Source organism: Hyphomicrobium album (assembly GCF_009708035.1).
Lineage (GTDB): Bacteria > Pseudomonadota > Alphaproteobacteria > Rhizobiales > Hyphomicrobiaceae > Hyphomicrobium_A > Hyphomicrobium_A album.
Genome location: NZ_WMBQ01000002.1, coordinates 120,097 through 141,884 on the forward strand (window position 1 = coordinate 120,097; position 21,788 = coordinate 141,884).

12 protein-coding genes are annotated in these 21,788 nt (G+C 66.3%); 2 read left to right on the top strand and 10 right to left on the bottom strand.

Annotation, left to right across the window (positions count from 1 at the left end):
• Positions 1 to 2: 2 nt before the first annotated feature.
• The 6 genes from GIW81_RS12735 to GIW81_RS12760 all read right to left on the bottom strand — a co-directional run bounded on the left by GIW81_RS12735 (position 3) and on the right by GIW81_RS12760 (position 16,620).
• Positions 3 to 5,309, bottom strand: a complete 5,307-nt coding sequence (locus GIW81_RS12735) for an alpha-2-macroglobulin family protein (protein ID WP_154739764.1) — start codon at positions 5,307 to 5,309, stop codon at positions 3 to 5.
• Positions 5,310 to 5,536: 227 nt separating this feature from the next.
• Entirely contained in the window at positions 5,537 to 6,118 is a 582-nt protein-coding gene (locus GIW81_RS12740) for a hypothetical protein (RefSeq protein WP_154739765.1), read from the bottom strand.
• Between the two features lie 151 nt (positions 6,119 to 6,269).
• A complete protein-coding gene (locus GIW81_RS12745) occupies positions 6,270 to 8,873 on the bottom strand; it encodes a hypothetical protein (protein ID WP_154739766.1) in 2,604 nt (867 codons plus the stop codon).
• Positions 8,874 to 9,090: 217 nt separating this feature from the next.
• Positions 9,091 to 11,535: a transglycosylase domain-containing protein gene (locus tag GIW81_RS12750; protein ID WP_154739767.1), complete on the bottom strand. Its 2,445-nt coding sequence runs from the start codon at positions 11,533 to 11,535 to the stop codon at positions 9,091 to 9,093.
• A 549-nt stretch (positions 11,536 to 12,084) separates the two neighbouring features.
• A complete protein-coding gene (locus GIW81_RS12755) occupies positions 12,085 to 15,465 on the bottom strand; it encodes a BREX system ATP-binding domain-containing protein (protein ID WP_154739768.1) in 3,381 nt (1,126 codons plus the stop codon).
• A gap of 21 nt (positions 15,466 to 15,486) precedes the next feature.
• Positions 15,487 to 16,620: a hypothetical protein gene (locus GIW81_RS12760; protein WP_154739769.1), complete on the bottom strand. Its 1,134-nt coding sequence runs from the start codon at positions 16,618 to 16,620 to the stop codon at positions 15,487 to 15,489.
• Positions 16,621 to 17,010: 390 nt separating this feature from the next.
• Here GIW81_RS12760 and GIW81_RS12765 point away from each other — a divergent pair, with 390 nt between their 5' ends.
• Positions 17,011 to 17,682 (top strand): CAP domain-containing protein, encoded by a 672-nt coding sequence (locus GIW81_RS12765; protein WP_154739770.1) that lies wholly within the window; start codon positions 17,011 to 17,013, stop codon positions 17,680 to 17,682.
• Between the two features lie 24 nt (positions 17,683 to 17,706).
• Here GIW81_RS12765 and GIW81_RS12770 read toward each other — a convergent pair whose 3' ends face one another.
• Positions 17,707 to 19,110: a lipopolysaccharide biosynthesis protein gene (locus GIW81_RS12770; RefSeq protein WP_195930552.1), complete on the bottom strand. Its 1,404-nt coding sequence runs from the start codon at positions 19,108 to 19,110 to the stop codon at positions 17,707 to 17,709.
• 16 nt (positions 19,111 to 19,126) lie between these two features.
• Positions 19,127 to 19,342, bottom strand: a complete 216-nt coding sequence (locus tag GIW81_RS18860) for a hypothetical protein (protein WP_195930553.1) — start codon at positions 19,340 to 19,342, stop codon at positions 19,127 to 19,129.
• 187 nt (positions 19,343 to 19,529) lie between these two features.
• Here GIW81_RS18860 and GIW81_RS12775 point away from each other — a divergent pair, with 187 nt between their 5' ends.
• Entirely contained in the window at positions 19,530 to 19,715 is a 186-nt protein-coding gene (locus tag GIW81_RS12775) for a hypothetical protein (protein WP_154739772.1), read from the top strand.
• Positions 19,716 to 19,761: 46 nt separating this feature from the next.
• Here the strand turns inward: GIW81_RS12775 and GIW81_RS12780 are convergent, their stop codons facing one another.
• Both GIW81_RS12780 and GIW81_RS12785 read right to left on the bottom strand, forming a co-directional pair.
• Positions 19,762 to 20,859: a D-alanyl-D-alanine carboxypeptidase family protein gene (locus tag GIW81_RS12780; RefSeq protein ID WP_154739773.1), complete on the bottom strand. Its 1,098-nt coding sequence runs from the start codon at positions 20,857 to 20,859 to the stop codon at positions 19,762 to 19,764.
• Between the two features lie 156 nt (positions 20,860 to 21,015).
• Positions 21,016 to 21,651 (bottom strand): DUF975 family protein, encoded by a 636-nt coding sequence (locus GIW81_RS12785; RefSeq protein WP_154739774.1) that lies wholly within the window; start codon positions 21,649 to 21,651, stop codon positions 21,016 to 21,018.
• Between the last annotated feature and the right edge of the window lie 137 nt (positions 21,652 to 21,788).

Consider the following 21,788-nt stretch of genomic DNA (forward strand, 5'->3'; position numbering starts at 1 on the left):
CATCACTTGCCCGGCGTCACGGTGAGCTTGCCCGCCGCCGAGCGCGCGTAGCGCTCGGGCCGGTACATGTCCTCGACCGTGGCCGCAGGATGCACGAACGCACCCGGCGTCACCGCGCGGACCATGTAAGCGACCGTTGCCGAGGCGGCCGGTCCCTTGGTCACGGCCTGACCGTCCGGCGTGCTTTCGCCCTCTGCCGTCGCCTGCTCGGAGCCGGCGCTGGAGAAGTTGAAGGCGGCGACGAAGCGGTCGTCACGGAACTCGGAATGCTCCGGCTGCACGGTCGTCTTCAGCCAGTCGAGAGCCTTGACGTCGCCAGAGTCGACCAGACGCGGGTTGTCGATCTCGAAGCCGGCGGGTAGCCGGTCGACGAGCAGCACGCGGCCGCCGGGGTCGGTCGCCGAGATTTTGACGACCGCGACCAGACGCTCGTTCTGCTGGATCTGCGCGGTACCGCCGGTGGCGCTCTTCAGGTCCACGGGCGTGCCGTCAAGCGTGTAATAGCTGCGCTCGATGGTGAAGCCCTTGGAGACCGGCGGCTCGGGCGTAAGCGCCGAGCCGATGACACTGACGACAGCGTCGACCGGCGCCGTGCCGTCGTTGGTGACGGTGAGCGGCGACTTCAGCAGCTCTTCCGCCGACATGGCGCGGGTGACCGCACCGACGACCGGGGCGCCGTTGACGATCAGCTTCAGATCGTTGCCTTCCTCGGCAAGCGCGTGCGCCGCCATCAGCATCCACGCCTGCTCCTGCGTCGACGTATAGCTGCGGCCCGTGTAGGCCTGGGCGATGACGTTGACGAGCTTCGGCGCTTCGACGTTGGAGACACGCGTTTCGGTGGCGAGCGTCACCAATGCCGCGCTGTCGCGCAAGTCGGAGCCGTAGTCGGCACGGTAGCCGCCGAGCCCCGTCGCCTCGGGCAGATCGAGGGCGTCGAGGGCCGAGGCGAACGCCGTCTCTGCACGCGGCTTGTCGCCCATCATCGCCAGCGCCGCGCCGAGCTGCGCCTTGGCGAGCGGCGTGGAGAAGCGGTCGAGACGCGTGTCGGCGTAGTAGCGCAGGTCGCCGATGGGCGCGCGGCCGTTGCGGGCAAGGACGTAGAGCGCGTAGGCCCGATCCTCACCGCCCTTCTGGAAGTCCTCCGCGTAGGCGATGAAGTTCTGCAGCCGGTCGAGCGCCTGGTTGAAGCCCTGCGGGTTGACCACAAAGCCCTGCTCCTTGGCGCGGGTGAGGAAGTCAGTGACGTAGCCGGTCAGCCACAGGTCGGTGGTGACCGGACCCCAGACGCCGAAGGCGCCGCCGGAGTCCTGCATATCGAACACGCGGTCGACGGCCGCCTGCACGCGCGCTTTCAGCTCCTTGTCCGGCGCGATGCCGAGCTGGGCGGCAACCGCGTTGGCGTAGACGAGTGGCAGCGCGCGGCTCACGGTTTGCTCGGCGCAACCGTAGGGGTAGCGGTCGAGCGAGGTGAGCAGCGCCGGGATGTCGAGCGTGGCGATGGGGCCGACGGCGATCGACACGCGGGTACGGGAGGCGATCATGTCGCGCACCAGATCCGGGCTGAGCGAGATGTTTCCACCCGCCTTCAGCTTGGCGATGGTCGTGCGCTTGATGTCGCCGGCCGGCGGTTTCACATCGAAGGTCAAATGACGCTTGACGTCGATGCCGTTGGGACCGGTGACGCGGATGTCATACTCGACGAGGCCGACGGTCTCAGGCTTCACCGGCACGTGCTCGGAGCGCCGCTCGTTCGCCTTGAGGTCGAGGCTCGCCGTGTGCACGGCGTTTTCGCCGTTGATGAGCTCGACCTTGTAGGCGGCTTGCGGTCCTTCCACGTTGTGCACGGCAATGTCGAGGCGTGCCTCGTCGCCGAGCGTCAGGAAACGGGGACCCGAGGCGGTGAGCGCCACGGCGTCGCGCACGATGACGTCCGATTGGCCGTGACCTAGCTTGTCGGCACTCCAGGCGACCGCCATGACGCGGACGGTACCGTTGAAGTCGGGGATGTCGAAGTCGACCTTCGCCGTCCCGTCGGCACCGATAGTGACGATCCCGGAGAACTCGGCGACCGTCGCTTCCACGGGCGGGCTGCCCTGCAGGCCCATGTCGGCACCGCCGTCACCGCCCGAGCGCAGCGTGCCACGCTCGGCGCGCATGCCGTCGATCAAACGGCCGTAGAAGTCGCGGATCTCCAGCCCCATGCGCCTTTGTGCATAGAACCAGGATTCCGGCGACGGCGTCTGGAAGCGCGTCAGGTTGAGGATGCCGAGGTCGACGGCGGCGAGCGTGACGCGCGCCTCCTCGCCGGCTTTCAGCCCGTCAACCTTCACGGGCACGGTCAGCGTGGTGCCCGACTTGATCTTTTCGGGCGTGCCGAGCTCGACCTTCAGCGTGTTCTCCGCCTGGTCGAGGCCCAGCCACTGCACGCCGATGGCGCGCGAGGGCATGCGCTTCAGGCCTTCGTCGAGCGGACGGTAGAGCATGGCGGTGACGTAGGCGCCGGCACCCCAGCCCTCGCCCACCTTCACGTCGGCTTCGCCGCCGCCGTTGGGAACGTCGATCTCCTGCATGGAGAGAAGGCCGCCCGACAGCACCGAGATGAGCGCCTTGCCGCCCTGCTTGGTAGCAATACGCAGCTTGGCGGTGTCGCCCGGCTTGTAGCCGGCACGATCGAGAGCCACATCGAGGATCTCCGGGCTCTCGGCCTCGCTCGCCGCCGTGTACCAGCCGGCGTTGAACGTCACGCTGGCAGACGGGCCGTTCGGGTCAGCCGAAACGATCTCGAGCTTGTAGCGGCCCCAGTCGACGTTGGCATCGATCTTGGCGAAGGCGCCGTCGGCGGTGGTCGAGATGGTGCCGTCGGCGACCTTGCGGGTAAGCGTCACCGCCTCGTAGTTCCACTGTCCGTCGCGGCGATACCACTGCCAGTTCGTGTCGAGCCGGTTGAGCACCCACGTCAGGCCATCGGCAGCGGCACGCTTGCCGGTGCTGTCGAGCTGAACCACTTCGAACGACGCGGTCTGCTTCTCGTCGAGGTCGGTGCCTTTGAACAGCGGCTTGATGCCGATGCGCGCCTGATGCAGGTCGACGGGGATGCTGATGCTCCGCTCGATGGTGCGTCCGCCCGATTCACGCAGGCGCAGGATGACGCTCGCTTCGAGCGGCTTCGCCGTCTGCGTGACCGGCGGCAGCGTAACAGCGACCTGGGCGATGCCCTCCGCGTCGGTCGTGGTCGCCGCGTCGAGCGGCTTGCGCACCGGCTCGATGGTCTCGTCCGCCTGACCGAACTGGAAGCCGGGGTAGCCCTCGACGTCCTTCTTCGACGGCTTCACCACGATGTCGCCCTCGATGGCGAGGTCGGCAGCCGGCGGGCCGTAGAGATAGCGGCCTACCGCCTTGATGGTCTGCGTCTCCTGCGGCGACAGCGCTGCGGCCGGCGGCTCGAGCTTGAGGTCGAGGCGCTCGGGAACGAAGTCCTCGACGAGGAACGTCACCTGGGTGATCGGGTCCTTGTCGGGGTCGGTGTGGAGCTTGGCGCGCCAGGTGCCCGTCTGCGACGACGGCGCCAGCGGCAGGGTGATGTCGCGGCCGCCGAGGCCGCGGTCCTTGAGTGTGTAACGGGCGTGCTCGACGCCGTCGGGACGGCTGACGATCAGCGTCACGGGCAGAGTCGCCGCCTTTCCGGCGCCGTCACGCACCAGTGCCGCGATGTGCACGTCCTCGCCGGGGCGGTAGACGCCGCGCTCCGTATAGATGAAACCGTCGAGCGGGCCGGGAGGCTCGCGGCCCTTGACGCCGCGGTCGCTCAAATCGAAGGCGCCGGACGTGAGATCGAGGAAGGCATATTCGCCTGTCGAGCTCTCGGCCATGAGAAGCGCCGGCTGCAGGCCGCCTTCGCCGCGGCTGAGGCCCGACTCGAAGCGCGCATAGCCGCGCGCGTCCGTTTTCGCCGTGCCCAGCACCTCGTTGTTGCGAGCGATCAGCTTGACGTTGACATCGGCCGACGGGTTCGTGTCGGCGAGCGAGCGAACGAAGGCATGCACGCCGTCATCGCCGGAGAAGGCGGTGAGGCCGAGGTCGGAGACAATGAACCACTGCGTCGCCTCGCTGCCGTAGTCGTTCTTCGACTTTTGCGTCGGCTTGGCGATCATCACGTAGACGCCGGGCTTCAGTTTGCCGACCGCGTCGGTGACGGGGAGCGCCGTGGTGATCTCCTCGTTGAGCTTCTGCGGTACGTCCATCGAGCCACTGAAGATCTTCTCGCCGGTACGGGCGCGGATCTGCTCGAGCTCATAGCCCTGCAGCTGCCTCTGGAAGTCGCCGTTCTCGAGGGCACCGACGAGGTTGCGGTCGCCGATACGGTAGACCTCGACCTCGACCTTGGCTGTGTTGATGGAGACGAGCGGAATACCCTGCTGGCCGCGGCTCGGCAGCACGTACGACTTGCCGGAGAAGCGCACGAACGGCTTGCGGTCGGGCACATAGACGGCGATGTCGATGGTCTTTGTCAGCTCCTCCTCGACGGCGGAGGGAAGGCCTTCGCGCACCTGCACCTTGTAGCGCTGGCCGTGGCTTAACCCGTCGATGCACAGCTGCTCGTTCTCGGGGGTGACGCTCTGCGGGTCCTTGCCGTCGACAGAGACGAACTTGGCGAAGTCGACCTGGCCGCGCGCGAGGCCCTCGGAGAACTGCAGGCACAGACGCGGCGACGCCGTTTCGGCTTCTGCCTTGTAGTCGGTCATGCGGAAGCCGTGCTCGGTGCGCAGCTTGTCGTAGGACTCGCGTACCGCGCCGTTGTCGGCGAGCGCCAGGCTGATCTTCAGGGCGTCGAGTGCCGGTCGCCAGTAGGAGCGGCGCACCAACGCGTCGCCGAGGACGGCGAGGGCGCGCGCCTTCTGCGGATCGTCCTTGGCGCGCTCGTAGGCGATGTAGGCAGCGCCGGAAGCGTTCACCGGCAAGTCGTAGCGCTCGCTATCCTTGTTCGGATCGGCGGGAATGGCGAGCAGCGAGCGAGCGAGGCCGATCCATGCGTCGGCATCGCGTCCGTCGGCAACCGCGGCACCGGCGAAAGCGCGTGACGCCGCGCGCGCGTCGCTGCGCAACGCCCGGTCGCCTTCACGCCGCAGATCGGCGGCGCTCTTGCCCGACAGTTTCCAGTTGGATTTGAGGTACGCCTCGTAGCGCTGCGAGTCCTCCTTCACGCCCTGGTGGGCGAAGGGATGCACCGCTTGGGAGGTCTGGGCCATGACGGGCGCCAGCGGGGGGAGGAGAAGCGTGAGGGCGAGTATGAGGCGCGCGAGCAAAGGCATGGTGGCCACCCTGAAGGTCTGAGCCGGAACGATCCAAGTGCATTATCGAGAAGGCGGATGTCCCGGTGAAGGCGATCAGGGTCCAATGTCCATGCGGTGGGGATAATGGTTTTCTTATCGCCTTTTCCTGGCAGTTGCGCCCGCTTGTACCCGGCCCAAAACGCAGCGGGGCCAATGCTTGCGCACCGGCCCCGCTGTCGTCGGGAGACGAAAGGTGTTTGAGGCCGTTACTGGCGGCGCATGCCGTACGGCAGGCCCTCGGCGGCGAGCATGTCCGGCATCTGCGCCAGGGCGGCGGTGATGGGCGGCATGGAGTGGAGGGGAGCGGTGGCGCGCCAGAGGCTCTCGAAGGAACGAGAGGCATGCGCCCCGGTCTGGGCGCAGTCCGGGGCATAGCGCTCGAGCGCATCGCGCTTGCCCGGCTCGCGGCGCATGCAGTCTCCGACCCAGGTGCAGGTGGGGGTCAGGGTCAGCTGCTCATGCGCGGCCAGCAGGCGCGGGTCGCGGGTGAGGCGGCACTCGCTCGGCATAGAGAACGGCGCCATCAGCTGAGCCGGCTTGGAGATATCCACCTCGCTGAAGATGGCGCGAACGTGGATGCCCATCGCTGACAGGCGAGCGGCGTGCGCGCGCAGGGCTTGGGCGACGGGACTGTCGGGCGAGCGGGCCACCAGCAGGTAGCAACCGCCGGTGACTTGCATGCCGTGGGCCGAGCGCGCGTCGAGATCTTCGCCGATGAAAGCAGTCAGCTTGGACACTTTGTCGGCAATGGACAGGCCATGGAGATATGAAGGCGTTTCAATTGTCATGACCGTAGTCCCCCATGTTGCCCGGTTTCGTAGCGCGCCACACATCGCACCCGGGATTGTTGCTGTTGCCGGCCATTAAGATGTCATTTGGGTTAAACAAGTGTTGCGGAGCGCCCTGCGCGCGCTCCCTTCTCGATGTTCCGCCAACGGCTTAATCCACCATCTTGCGTAAGACCCGTGGCGGCTCGAAGTCAGCCGATTCGAAATCCTGTGGAGTGGATTCGTCCTGCAGCGCGATCGCCTCGGCTTCTTCGATCAACTGGGCGGCCACCGGAGCGGCAGGTGACATCTCGAGCTGCGGCAATGCGGCCTCGGCCTCGAGCCGGTAGGCACCGCCGCTCAGCTTCATCAGGGCTTCCGGCAGCGACGCCTCGCTCACCGGCACGTGGAAGGTGGCGGTTTCACGCCGCAGCTCCACCCCGATGGTCGGGCGTCCGTCGACAGCTTCCGTCAATGGCTCGGCCGCCAGCGCCGTGGCGATGCGCTCGGCGAACGAGGTGGCGGGGCGCGGAGGGGCAACCGCTGCCTGCGCAGGTGCCGGGAAAGGCACGACGACTGCCGCTTCATCGGATTCGGGGCGCTCGGTATTGCTGTTGGCGTGCTCGGGAGCGTCGTCGACATCGCGATACGTCGTCAACTCCGCCTCGGCGAGGCCCGCATAGCTGCCAAACCGCTGGCGGAACGCCTTGTCGCCGGCTGCCGGCGTTGGGCGCAGCCCCGGTTCGCGCCGCCGCTCCTCGGGTGCCGGTCCAATCGACAACGTATGCCGTGGCTCGGGCGCCGCGCCCGGCCGATGCTTGAAGATATTCGGACGCTTGCGCGTGCGGCGGCGGACCATGAGCTCGCTGTCGAGCCCGCTAGTGTCGATACCGGCGCGGCGCGGCTTGGCGGCAGCCGATACCTCGCGCTCGAACTCGGCGCGCACCTCGGCGACCTCCTCGACCGTCGGCTTCACGTGCTCTTGGCGGCGGCGCTCCGCCTCGATGCTCCCCGCCGCGCCCATGACGGCGCCGAGGATCAACTCCGGCCACGCCCCGCTCTTGAAGGCGTAGATGCGAAAGGCAGGGCGGTCGTCGGCCAGGCGGTCGGCAATGAAGAGGGACTTGAGCGCCCGGGCGGCGCGCGGCACCGGCGCGACGTGGTTGTCGCGGTAGCACTCGATGAACTTCGAACCCTGGCGGCGCAGCTTGCGGGTGGCGACGAGCCCAGGCGCGATCTTCCACGGGCGGGCGAGCACGCCCTGGCCCTCGAGCGCATAGCAGAGGTTGGCGAGGGCCTGCGCATCGCGGCGGAGCTGCTCGCGCTGGGGGTGGCCAAGCGGGGCATTGAGCGGCACGGCGACGTAGTAGGTGCCGCCCGATTCGAAGATCACCTCACGGAACACGTCGAACGTGCGCCGCAGCTCGTCGTGGTTATGGATCTCGGAAAAGCGCGACAGGATGGGAAACACCGGTCCGCGCTCGGCTTCGATCATGCTCTGGCGCGTGGCGACGAAGCGGTTCATCGGCCGCCCGATCGAGACGAGCAACAGGCAGAGGTCGACGAATACGGCGACGCCGAGAGGGATGTAATCCCGCTTCGAAAGCCCGACCGCCTCATGGTTGAGGGCGTGGAGAGAACCCGGATTCTCGATCGACTGCACCGCCCTCTGCTGGAGTTCGCGCAGTTCGTCCGCCGAGGGCGGAAGCTCGAACGACAGGAGGCCGAAAAACGTGGCGGTCAGACGCCGGAACGCCTCGATGGTCGCTTCCGAGCCCTCGACCGCGGCGATCTCCGGCTTCTCGAGCGTCGGGAGCTGATCGATCGCGCGCACCACGCCGCGCACTGCGACCTGCAACTGCGCGTCGGGACAGACGATGTGCTTGCCGTTGCCGCCGTCGATGGTGGTGCGCTCGGCGCGGTCGGCCAGGTCGGTGCGGATCTGGCGCAATTGGGGATCGGTGCGGAAGGCGTTGAATCCGGTCACGGTCATGTCGAGGCGCCGGCCGAGGGTGCGCATGAACTCGTTGCGCGTACCGTGCGCATCGATGATCGAGGTGTCGTTGGAGACGATCTTGGCGAGTTCGGCATCGAGGGCGCCCATGTCGCCCTTGATGGCGCCGACGCGGCCCTTCACGAACTCGGAGGCGAAGTTGAAGCGGGCGGCGTCCTCGTCGCGCATCTTGCGCCGCGGGCCGTCGCCCGGGGACGAGTTGGGACAGGAGGTGCCTTTGTCGCGCTCCAGCGTCGCCTTGTCGGTCGACATGGTGGAGAGCTGCACCAGCGTCGCCTGTAGTTGCTCGAGGCGCGTTGCCGCGGCGTGCAGCGACGATTGCACCTGGCCGACGGCGCTTTCCGCCGAACGGCCGGCCTCGGCGCGGCTTTCCAGGACTTTCCAGTAGAAACCGAAGCCGAAGCCGATCGAAATGATGGTCAGGAACACGTAGCCGAAGATGTAGGCGAGCCGCGTGAACCAGTCGACCGGCGAGAACATCTGGTCGAGCAGCCAGACGACCATGGTCATCAGCATGGCGACCGAGAAGCCGATGATCAGCTTATGGACCAGCGGCAGCGAGCCCATGTTGCTCTCGATGAGCTCGAGCATGCCGACATAGGTCGCGACCCACGACAGGCCGGCGAGCCCGACGATCAATACGAGCTTCTTCCAGTCGCGCTTGGGTGCATCTGGATCGGCCCAATCGGAAGGGGCCTCGTGGCCGAAGCCGCCGGTGGTAGTCCTCGTGCGCGACCATGGCGCGCCCGTCCGCAACGACATTGGTGACCTGCTCAACCGATCGGCGCACAGATGGTCGTCGACCCGCAACGCCGTTAGCGCGCGGGACCGCCCACCACCGAATGCGCGAAACGCCTCTTTCGCTGTTCAGTGTCTTCCGTCGTGCCGGTAAGTGATCCAACGCCTTGGTAGGCGCGGTTTTTGTCGCCAGTACGGCGCGCCGATGGCGGAACGCGGCTGGTGCGGAACTTCGCACAGCTCAGTTCGATGTGAGGCGCGCCGGCTTCTTCGCTCCGGATACTGAAGCGGCCGGCGCCTTCTTTGCGGGCACAATCGGCGCCCGCTTCTTGCCCGACGCTTCCGCCTCCAAATCCGCCAGCAGTGCGTCGACGAGCGGTACGGCAACCTGCGCGGCGTGCAGGTTCCGCGCCCACGGCTCGCGCGCCGACCCGGTGCCGACGACGACGACGTAGGAGTAAGCGGCACCGCTGGCGAACTGCAGTCCGCCTGCGACCCAAGCGTCCACGGTGGCGTCGGAATCCTCCGTCACCTGCGTACCGGTCTTGGCGAAGTGCAGGTTGAGCCCGGGGCGTCGGGCCGCACACCAGGCCGAAAGATCCTTCAACGTGCCCGTCGGCTTGCCGGCCGCTTCATAGCAGAGCGGGGCTTGCAGGAGCGCCCGCACGAGGCTTCGCCCGCCGGCGCGGATGATCGAGTTGGGTACGATCTTGCGCGCCCGGTCGGGCTCCGGCTCGTTGGTGTTGGTGAAATCGTACTGCTTGACCAGCGTCGGCGCCGGAAGCGGCGTGCCGCCCCGGCCGATGAGACTGGCCAGAACGACGCCGGCCAGGTGGTGCACCCTCCGCGGCGCCGCTGCAACCTGGCCCAGCACCACGGCGGTCGACGGCGGGGTGCCGCTGCCGTCGGCGTTCACCGGCGGCATGTTGAAGCCGAGCTGATCGATCAGGCGTTGCACGCGCCCCTGTCCCACCTGCGCGGTGCGGTTCATGAGCGGGTCGTTGAGCGAGCAGGCGAAGGCAACGACGGCGCGCCGCCCCTGCCGCTGTTCGCCGCGCGCACAAGTCTCCAGCCCCTGCGCCGGTGCGTGCGCATCGAGATAGAGCGACTGCGGCGTGTCGCGCATGGTGTTGGCGATGGCGATGGCGGCGATGATTTTGCCGGTCGATGCGACCATGCGGCTCTCGCGACCGCTGTCGTAGTAGCCGGTGCCCGTCTCGCGCGCGAATGGTGAGCCGAAATAAGCGGCGTTCTCGCCCTGCTCGTAGTAGCGGACGATCTCCCCGTCGGCGTTGGCAGCCGCCACGATGACGCCGGGGCTGTGGCGCTCGTCCGATATTTTGGCCGGGTCGAGGGTGAAACCGGCGTCTATCTTGTCGGCATACTTGCCGTCGACGTTGGCCAGCTTGCCGCGGATAACTCCACCGAGAGCGAGGTTCTTCACGACGTCGAAAGTGGTGGTGATGCCGCGCACGTGGTCGCGCCAGGCGAAACCGTAGCGCTGCTTCATCTCCTCGCGCACGCCGTAGCGCGCCGCCGGCATCAGTGCATTGGCGCGGATCACGGGGTTGGCCAGCGCCGCCAGCGCCTGACCGGGCGCGTACTCGTCCAGCGCGTGCTGCAGGCGCGGCTTGATCTTCGGGTCGGGCGGCCCGGCAGCCATGGCGACGAGATCGAACAGCACCTCCTTCTGCAGCGCCTCGTCCTTGATGAGCTTCTCGGCACAGGTACGCGCCCGCACCTCGACGATGTAGCGCCAGCGGTCGAGCCGCACGGCATTGAGCCGTTCGCTGCCCTCCATGAGAATGATCGGCCGGTTGACGGCGGAGGCGAGCACGAACTGCTCGGCGATCGTCAAGTCGGGAGATTCCTTGCCGAACACGATGCGGCTCGTGAGCTCGATGCCGTGCAGGGGCGCGCCGCCCGTCCGCTGCGCCAGCCAGAGGTGGTTCGCGGCCCATTGCTTCAACGCCGTCTGGCTGCCGTTTCCGGTCAGCTCGCGGTAGATGACCGGCGCCAGCCACCATTCGCCGAACTTGCGCTTCAGCTTCACCAGCGCGCCTTCGCTGGCGTGCGGCGGGGTCTTGTAGATGACGCGGACGAGCTGCATCGAAAGCGTCGATCCGCCCACGCCCAGCACCAGCCGCTTGGCGGCGATCGAGCGGCGCACGGTCGAGAACGGGATCTTCAAGACGCCTGGCAGGTCGATGCCAAACGGGTTCAGCACGCCACCGAGATTGCGGTCCTCGTGATAGACGAGGCACTGCCAATATTGCTCCGGGACTTCGCGCACCGGGATCGACTTGTGATCGGGGTTGGCGACGTAGTCGCCGACGTCGATCGCCTCGCTCGTGTAGTTTACATCGCGCAGGCTATCGAGGCGCGGATCGAACGTTCCAACGAAGCTGCCGCGCGCATCGTAGATCGCGGTCGCCAGCCAGCGCTCGGCGTCATAATGCAGCTTTGGCCCGAGCGTGTAGTGGCCGACCGCGCCGCGGATCGGAGCCAGCACATAGACGAGGATGAGTGCGCTGCAGACGTAGAAGATGCCGGCCGCAGCGACGTGGCGCAGCGGGCCGAGGCGGGGGTTGAACGCCACCCGATCGAGCAGAAGATGCAAAATGCGGAACGGCAGCAGCGCCAGGAGCTCTAGCGCTCGCACGAGCACGCGGAATACGACGAGCATTGGCCTGCCGGCTCGCACGAGGGATGAGCGCAACGGCGCTCTGAACCCGCGAGAGCTAGCGAGGGTTTATGGCGATATTGGCCCCGCCCGATGGCGCAATGCTGAAATGCCGCTCGTCAGAATGTATGCAGCAGCACGAACAAGCCGACGCCCACGGCTGGTCCTAATACTGTCGCAACGACAAGCATCATGAATGACTTCGCAACCATAACACTACCCCGCACAACCCGCCGTCGAAGACACGCGACGACGTCCGCTTTCACTGCCGCATTGTCACTGGAGACCCCCTTAAAATTTCCAGTGACTTATAGAAATTACATCAACAGAAAGAAGTTGACACGCCCTGTTTGCGGGGGAAGTAGCGTTCAGGTTCGCACTTGCGAAGCGTACGCCGTTTGCATGCGCATCGAGCCCTGTGGACCAATGGCGAAAACGCGAATTTTCAAAGCCATTTAGCAGATGCTCTAGTGGAGTTTGGTTGAACTCCACGTGGTGCTCACGCCGCCAACTGCTTGTTGAAGCAACCTGTGGACGCGTGGCGAAAGCGCATCAGCCGCGCTTGCTATTTTGCATGGCCGCCCTGCGTGCGGGCGCATCGAACAAGCGCAGCTGGCGCTCGTCCTGGCCCTTCGTTTCGCGGGCCAATTGCTCGATGCGATCGAACGGCACCTGCTCGGCCATGATGAGCGAACGCTGGGCCTTCATCGGCCGCACAAGCCCCTCCTGCACGAGGTGGAACTCGCCGACCGTCTGGCCTGGCAGCACCGCCGCCGGCTCGAGTCCCGACTCGCTCTGGAACGCCGCCTTGAGCTTGCGCAGCGCCGTGTCCTCACGCACGCGGCCGATGAACCAGCTCGTGATCTGATCGCGGCTCTTGTAGTCGAGGTCGCCCGGCGACTGCGTCGCCAGCATCATGCCGAGACCGGCCGACCGGGCGCGCTTGAGCAAGCTCTGCAGCGGCTCGGCGGTAGCCGGCTTGGCATTGGCCGGAATGTAAAGATCGGCTTCGTCGAACATGACGACCGCCTGTAGTTCGTCGTTCGGGTTGCGCTGGCAGAAGCGCAGCGCCTCGGCCAAGAACTGCGAGACCCAGAAGAGGATGTTCTCGTTGTCGCCGAGGAAGCCCGTATAGATGATCGACAGGCGCGTGCGCCCGTCGCGGGCATAGGGGCCGAGCCCCAGCAGCGATTCCATGCGCAGCGATTCACCGCCCGCCTCGAACAGCGAGGAGTTGCGGTGGCGGAGGCTGTCGAGCTGGGCGACCAGGTCGCGGCGCAGCTTGCCGGAGGGATCCATGCGCTGCGTCAGGTCGGCAAGCTCCGGGTCATCGTCCTCGAGGAGGTGGATGAGGTCGTTGAGCGTCACCTCGCGGCTGTGGCGCGAGCCGAGGATGCGCAGGGCAACCGACAGCGTGCCGGACTGCTTCTGGTGGGTCGCTGAGTTCTTCAGGTGCAGCATCTCGCCGATCGCGGCAGATGACAGGTTGGCCAGCAGCTGCTGCTCGTGCTCGGGCAGCTCGTTGATGCCGTTGGGCAGCAGCGTGATGGAGATCGGGCGTCCCGAGGAGCGCCCCGGCGTGAACACCGCGACGTCGATCGCGTCGGCCAGCTTCTCGCGCTCGCCGCGGCGCTCGGAGAATTCCTCGTCGTTCTCGCGCCAGACATCCGGATTGGCATAGCTGCACAGGTCGCCCTTGCGGTCGATGAGCACGGCCGGGATGCCGCGCAGCAGGAGCTGCTCGATGATGGTCAAAGCGAGCGTGGTCTTACCGGAGCCGGAGCCGCCGAGCACCGCCGCGTGGCGCTTCAAGACGTTCTTGTTGAGCGTGATCGACTTGGCGCCAGGGCGCAGCTCGCGGCCGGCAACGATGCTCGAGCCGCCGCCGTTCTCATCGAGGATGACCGACAGGGGCAACTGCTCCTCCTCGTCACCAATCACCGGCTCGGAGGGCTGCACTTCATGGAGCGCGCTGACGAGGCTGCGCCCGCCGTTCGCCTTGGTCCCGTTGACTGCTGCCTCGGCTTCCGCCGCGGCGGACTTCGGCAGCGCCCGGCCGAGCAAGTCGAGGCGCAAGAGCTGGATGATGAGCGGCAGGTTCGACAACAGCTTGGCATTGCCGAGCCAGCCGGCGAAACCCGGATCCTGGCGATGGTGCGTGTGGAACTCGCGCACCATCATCATGCGCTCCCACTCGGCGATCGGCACGGTGGCCGTGCGACCGCCGTTCTCGCGGAACTTGCGCACCGCCTGCGCCGTCTGGTTCTTGCGGTTGGGCGGGAAGTCGGAAGCCCGCAGCATGAAGCACTGCTTGGCGCCCATGTTCGGCAGCACGCGGTCGAGCTGGCGCTTCAGGCCGCCGCCCTGGGTCGGCTTGTTGCACACGAACACGCGGCCGTCGGTGGCGTAGCCGGCCTTGTGCTTCAGCGTGAAGTCGATGGCCGAGATGTCGTCGCCGAAGTCGAGGCGCTCGACGTTGAGCTGGATGGTGCCGGCCCACTCCTCCTTGGAGAGCGCCAAGGCGCCGGCAAGAATATCGAGAAGCTCGCGTTCGTCGGACGGGATCTCCGCCTCCGACGCGTTCTGGAACCGCTCCCACGTGTCGCGGTAGTCGACGCTGGCATCGGACGCGGCCGCGCCGTCGCCTTCAGCCGCGAAGCCGAGCCCGAGGGCTGCGGCGAGGCGGGAGATGAAGCCACCGCCGGTTTCGGGTACCGCGGCGCCCTCCTCGGGCTCGTCCGCGTCGGGCGCTGTCTTGGTACGCAACCGATTGTGGGCGTGCTCGAGCAGCCGCCGCGTCGATAGTCCGGCGAACTCCTCGTAGAACTGTGGACCGAAGTAGGCGGACGGGTCGGGATAGCTGGCGCTGATGTCGCCCGTAGCGGACAGGTGGGCGAGGCGCTTGGCGATAATCAGCCTCGCCTCTTCCGGCGTCCGGCTCTCCAGCAGCGCCACCGGGCCGGCCTTCTCGATGCGATCGATGTAGGACTGGGCGAGCACGCCGCGCACCTGTCCGTAGAAGTCTTCCAGGCAGGAGATGATGAGAATGGCGTTGGGGACGCGGTTGGCGATCTGGATCAAGTCGCGCACGGCGCGCTGGAAGCGCTCCTCGGCGTCGGAGAAGAAGCGCAGATCCTCGACCTGATCGACGCAAAAGACGAGCGCGGCACGGTCGACCGTCCACATCAGCGCGCCGAGCGCGGCGATGATCTCGAAGGCGCGGTCCTCGCCGCCGTTGGGATCGAGCGCGGCGACGGCCTGATGCGCGAGATCGGTCAGCGGGCGGCCGTGCAGATACTGGCGGATGCGCTGGTCGACGCGCGGGTCGCGGCGTTCCAGATAGAGCAGCGCGCGCACGACGTTGATGTCGAGCTCCTGCGCGGAATACTTGGGCGAGGCGACGATATCGTCGGCGATCTTGAGGACGAGCTTGGCAAGCTTCGCCTCATCCAGGCTCGCCTCGCGCAGGTTCTGCAGGTCCTTGGCGTCGATCGCGGCTTTCGCGACAATGCGGTCGGTCAGGCGGGTCAGCGCGCTCTCGCCGGAAGAATCCGGGTCGTAGGTCTTCTCGAGCGAATGGACGAGGCGGCGCAGATAGTAGTCAGCGTAGTTCGCCACGTCGGGCGTCATCTGTGCATAGCCGAAGTAGGCGCTACCCGCGCGGTGCGCGTTGGTGCGCAGCGCGCGCAACAGGTGCGTCTTGCCGGCGCCCGACTGACCGTGGAACAGCAGGATGCGATCCTGCGTGCCGGGGCCCTTGCCGGCGATGATGCCGGACAGAAGATCGTTGAACTTGCGCCGAGCCTTGGCGTGCACCTCCGCGACGTCGACCGGGTCGGCGCGCCAGATATCGTCTTCCCAGGTGATCGACTGCTCGAACGCCGAGAACAGGCGATCAGGTGCTGGCTGCGGAGAAGCTTCTTTGAGCTGCATCAGTTGACGGCCCTCTACGTCTCAGTCTTCAACGCGCACGTAGTGCCAAACGGTATTTTTGTAGAGGATCGCGGAATCCTCGAACTCCTTGATGTGTTGTTTGTTCTTGAGGTCCGCGCCGGCGAGAACCAGCTGACCCGCCCGGTGGGCGCCGGACAGCATGTCCTTGAACTCGATCTCGGAGAGGCCCCATTCGGGGTGCGAGGTGCGAATCGCGTCCCACACCTTCGAGATAAACGCCTTACGGGCCCCTGGCCAGCCCTCGGCGCAGGTGCGTGCCGTGTTGAGCACACCGGCGGAAAATTGCGCCAGTCCAGGGCGCTGCGGCGTCGCATCGGCTTGTGGTGTGAACTTGGGCGCCGCCGGCGGTGGCGAATCGCCAACGGCTCGCAACGCCGATTTGGGCGTGACGGGCGCGGCGCTCGGTGCATCGGCAAGTACGAGCTTGCGCAGCACGGCGAGGCGCAGCGCGTCGATGTCGAAGCGTGGGCTCGCGGCATAGTCGGCGCACAGCGCGGCGACGAGGCGTGTATCGGTCGGCAACTCGCGCGGCTTCTGCAACAATTGCCCGGCCAGCACGCGCCCGGCCTTGGCCGACAGTGCCGTTCCCTTGGCGAGGCCTTCCTTGACGTTGCCGCCGAACGCCCGCTCGAGCGCCACCAGCGCCAGGGCGGCGCGCAGCTTCGACGGTGACAGCGCTTGGCGCACGGCGAGCCCGAAGGCGTGCTGAACCACGAGGGCACTCAAGCCGTCGGGACGCGATAAAGCCGCACGCAGCGCCGGTTTTCCGGGATCGACGCCGAGCGACTTGGCGACGAGCCAAATATCGCGCTGGTCGTTCCAGGTGCGGGCGTGCACCTCTTTCTCGCCGAAATATGCGGCGACGGCCGCTTCGCCTCCGTCGGTCAGGCGCAGACGTCCGCGTACATCGCGCATCTGACCGTTCATCATCAGGCGGGCGAGGGCCGTGTCGGCGGCCGTCTTCCACTGGGCGGTCGACAGGTTGCCACTCATCAGCGGACCCAGGTCGCGCACGATCTGGGCGCGCGTGGCGCCGCCCGAGCAGGCGATGCGGGTCAGGACGAGATTATCGACAGCGGAAGGCGCGGCTCCGCCTGCAGGCGCTGGCTGCGCTTTGGCGCTCAGGGCCGACATACAACGCGTCTCCTCATGCCGTTGGCATGGCCGTACGCGCGAATCACCGGCCGCTAGCGAGGAATTGTGTGAGAGATCGCCGTGGCTTCAAGAGGGCACGGCAAATGGGACGTGGATGGTTGCATGGGCGCCCGTCACTTTTCGCTGCTTCGCCCGCCTTTCGCCGCAAGCGGGTCAAATTGGCGACACCATAATGAAGCGAGATCGGACAAGGCGTTCGCGGGGCCGCCGACGCAAACAGGGGGAAAAGACCACACGAATTCAAAGATATGCGGCAGTGAGCCCCGTATCCGGACGTGCGGTTGCAACTCCTTAGCATTAACGGCGAGTTAACGGGTTTACGCGATGATCAATCGTTGTACCGCAATCGTCCACGCGGGAGTGGCTCGTATGTATCGCGTCGCGCTATGCGCAACTGCTGCTGTTGCCTTAGGGGCCTGCAGCCTGGGTTCCGGATCCATCTCCTCCGGCTTCAATGAATCGGACACGACGGCTTCGATCACGTCCTCACCGCAGGCCGAGAGTGTCGCGCTGGGCGGTGAGCCGAAGGCGCCGCGCGCCCCGGCCGTCGCCGGCCAGCAGTACGCCAAGCTCGACGATCAGGCGCCGAACGGCTCCTACGAGAAGGCGCCGACCGGCGCGCTCGCCGATCGCGACTATTCGCACACCGCGCTGGACGCCGAGAGGGCGCGCGACATCATCAATCAGTACCGCAAGGACAAGGGCCTGAAGCCGCTCAAGCTCAACGCCGAGCTCTCCGAAGCGGCGAAGGCGCACTCGCGCGATCTGGCCAAGTGGGATCGCATCTCGCACTACGGCTCCGACGGCTCCAATCCGTGGGACCGCGTGAAGCGCGTCGGCTTCAAGGCACGGCTCGCCGCCGAGAATGTTGGCACCGGCCAGGTAGACTTCAACGAAGTGATGCGCGGCTGGAAGGAAAGCCCCGGTCACAACAAGAACCTGCTGCTCGGTGACGCGACCCACATGGGTATTGCGCTGGTGCAGGATCCGCGCACCGAGTTCAAGTCGTTCTGGACGCTGGTGATCGGCACGCCGATGTAGGGCGGCTGTTGCAGGGCGGGCGCCTCAGCCCGCCTGCTTTCCCTTGAACAGGTTGCTCCACACCGCCACCTCGATGCCGAGCGTGCGGCTTACCGCGTAGTTGTTCATGAGCGCGCCCACTACCAGCACGCTCGACGAAGCCACCGCGGCGCCGATCAATCCGTAGTACGGCACCAAGAGGAAATTGAGCGCCACCGCCGCCAGCGCCATGGTGACCTGCACCGCGGCGCTGATCCGCTGCTTGCCCATCATGTTGAGCAGGAACTCAGTCGGCCCCATCGAGGCGCGGAACAGGAAGCCGACGACGAGGATCAGCATCACCGGGTAGCCCGAGGTGAACTGTGGTCCGAACAGCCACAGCAGCGGCAGTCCGAGCGCCAGGAGCGCGCATCCAGCGGCGAGCGACGGCCAGAACGTCCAATGAGCGGCGTCGCGGGCGAACTTGTCGAGTTCAACCCTATCGCCGCGTGCGGCAAGAGCCGCGAAGTGGTTGGCTACCGAGCTGCCGACCGCATAGTGCACGAACAGAATGAGCGACATCGTTTTTGCCGCGGCAAAGTAGATCGCCACGTCGGTCGGCGTCATGTAGTGCGAGATGATGAGCACGTCGGCGCTCTGCAGCGCGAACTCGCTGGCATTGGTGGCGAGCAGCGGCCAGCTCGCCTTGAGCCACACCGGGAATTCGTAGCGGTACGTGCCGCTGCCGATGGCCTCCTTGAGGCGCACGTCCATCAGCACGGTTTGCAACACGCCCGTGACCCAGGTCGCGATGATGGCCGCGGCTGCGGCGGTTTTCGCCTCCATGGGAAGGCCGATGGCGTGGGCCACGATCATGGCGATGAGCAACAGCGCCGGGCGCACGATATATCCCGGCACCAGCGACAGCCCCATCCACGCGAAGGCCTTGCCGATGCCGTCCTGCACCCAGGTGAGCGCGTAGAGCGGGACGCAGACCAGCGCCAGGTAGGCCGGCAGCATGAACGGTCCGTCCAGCGGCTCGAAGGCGTAGAGCAGCGCGACGCCGCCGAAGGCGATCAGCGTGCCGACGCCGAGCGAGAGCCAACGCGAGCCGCGCACGATGCCGCGCACGAGCGCCGGATCTCCAGACTCACGGTAGTGCGGCACGAAGCGAATGGTCGCGACACCCAGGCCCAAATCGGCGAGGCCACCGAGGATCATCACCCAGGTCCAGACGAAGACGTAGATGCCGTACTCGTAGCTTCCCATCCAGCGGGCGAGCGCGATCTGCGAAAGATAGAGAAGCGCTGCACTGGCGCAGCGGACTGAAAAGGCGGTGACGGCGTCGCGCTGCGCACGATGCCGATCGTTCTTCCCCTCGAGCACGGCGAGTATCTGGGACGGCAGCTCCCTCACCGCCAGCCAGAGCATCGCCGGCGTTGAAATTCCGAGAACTGTCGCGTGGCTCATGGCTTCGGCTTCAGCTTCAGGAGAGCAGCCGGTCGCGCTGGCGCTCGCGCACGCGCTCGGCGACGTCGGCCCATGCGCTGGATCGCTCGGCATCGCCGTTCTTATAGTGCACGGCCGCGAAGAAGTCGGCCACTTCCGCTGCGTGAAGACCATGCTTTGCCTCAAGGACGCTCGCCATCGCGTCGAACTCGGGCTCGTCTATGGACATCTTGTGTTGCCAGAGGTTTGTCATTGCCGTGAAATCCCGTGTGCTTCCTCTCCTGCCTGGGGAGCAAAAAGCGCGCCATAAGGTGCGTGCTCCAAAATGAAACTGCGCGGCAAGGGGCGGCATCGTGCTAGGCTCGGCGCAAAGTTGCGCAGGAGGATGCGAGATGCCCTCACAATTGCGGTTAACGCTTCTTTGCGCTGCGTGCGTAGCGATGCTCGGAACGGCGTCGGCAGCGCTGGCCCAGGCGGGGTCGTCGGTCGGCGCGGCGAGGCCCCAGCCGCAGCAGCAGTCGGATGATACGACTAGGAAGGCCGTCGAGCCGCCGACCGCCCCGCAGCAGGGCGGTACGCCGTCCGGCTGCCCATATCGAGACGGCAAGCTCGAGCTGATCGTTTAGAGACGTTCGGAGCGACTGCCCGACGATCGGTCGGGCCGGTAGGCCTCTATTGCTGCTGGAACGAGGCAGCGGCGGGCGGAGGCATCGTCCCACGAAGCTCCACGGTCGCCGGCTCACCGCCCGCATCGGGAACGACGTCGAGGGTGACGGGCGCCGGCTTCTCCGCGGCCTCCGTGGCCAGCTTCTTCTTCGCAGCCTTGGCGGCCGTGCGCTTCTTGCCGGCGCCGGCCTTGGCCGTGCGAGCCTTGCGCTCGTTGCAGCCCCAGGACGTCACGCCGGTGCGCACGCTCTTCACCGGCGAGGCGCTGGCGAGGGGCATATTGTCGATGGTCGTGGAATTGAAGAGCTGTTTCCAGCCGTGCTGCTGGAAGCCGTACTCGAGCAGGCTCGCGGCGCGCACGTTGCGCTCGCCGCTGGAATGGTCGCCAAGGACGACGGCGATGATGCGCCGGTTGTCGCGGGTGGCGGTGGCGACAACGTTGAAGCCGGAATCGCAGGTGAAGCCGGTTTTCATGCCGTCAGCGCCTTCGAACGAGCGCAGCAGGCCATTGTGGGTCACGAGGCGCTGTTTGCCGAGCCGCATCTCCGGCTTCATCCAGTAATGCGCGTATTCGGGGTAGTCGTTGATGATGGCGCGGGCGAGCTTGGCGAGATCGCGTGCCGTGGTTACCTGTTGCGGCGACGGCAGGCCGTTGGGATTGACGAACGAGGTGCGCTCCATGCCGAGCCGCTTCGCCGTCGCGTTCATCTGCGCGACGAACGCCGGTTCGCTACCGGCGACCGCTTCGGCGAGCATCACCGCGACGTCGTTGGCCGATTTGATGATCAGCGCCTGCAGACCGTGGTCGACCGACATCTGCCCGCCCACCGGCAGGCCGATTTTGCTCGGCGGCTGCCCGTTGGCGGTCGCCGAGCAGGATATCTTCGTCTTGAGATCGAGCTTGCCGCCTTTGAGCGCCTCGAACACGAGGTAGGCCGTCATCATCTTGGTGAGCGATGCGGGATACCACGTGCTATCGGCTTCCTCGGCGTAGAGCACCTTGTTGTTCGAAAGCTCGATGACCAAGGCTGGTCCAGCCGCGACGGCACGCGGCACGAGGGCTGCGAGCAGCAGTAGGGTGACGTATGCGGTGCCGCGGCGCATGCAATTCCCCCGACAGTCTCTGATCTTGCCGGATAACATATTCATCGCCGCTGCTGCAACGCAGCGCGGGGGCCTTTCCCAGGCTGTGTGACTGTTGGCGCACAGTGCGCGGACGGCCTTATTTCGGCCGTCCGCGTGTTGCTGGCCGCGCAAAGACTAGGATGTCAGCGTGCGGTAGGCATGGGCGGCCGCCAGCATCGTTACCGGCACACTCACGAAGAGGCCGACGACGAGGGCGATGGCGCCAAGGATGTTCAGTCCGATCAACGCCAGGAACAGCAGGAACAGCTGCCACTTATGACCCTTGGTGACCCGCCAGCTCTCCTTCATGGCCTCGATCGGCCCCGATCCGCGATCGATGACGAGATAGGGCACGAACATCAGTCCCATGGCGAGGATGACGCCGGGGACGATCAAAGCAATAAAACCGAGCGCGATGGCGATCACGGTCAAGATGTGCGCGCCGAGGAAGCGCCAGAAGGGACCCGGGTTCCAAAGATCGGTGATCTGCACGGCCTGGATATTGTCGTGGGCGCGCAGCGAGAACGTCGTCAGGCCGAGGCTGACACCGATCGACACGAATAGGCTGACGAGAGAGACGATCGTGCCCCACGTTGAAACCGGTGCCGGGATGATCTGTCCATCCGGTCCGACTGTCGGGTAAGGCGCGAAGACCTGCGGCAGACCGGCGATGATCATCGACAGCAGCAGTGCGCCGATGAGGATCCACGGGCGCTGCTTAAAAGTATCCCAGGCGAAGCGAAGGCAGTCGCCGACAGACAAAGTGTGCATGCTGCACCCCCCATTGAAATGAGCTGCTGATATACGCTGGTGCTCAAGCGAACCGACGCATCAAGCCTACAACGAAGCCCCCGGGCTGTGGAGAGCCCAGGGGCGTTGTGGCATGGGACTGATGACCGGAGCCTTTC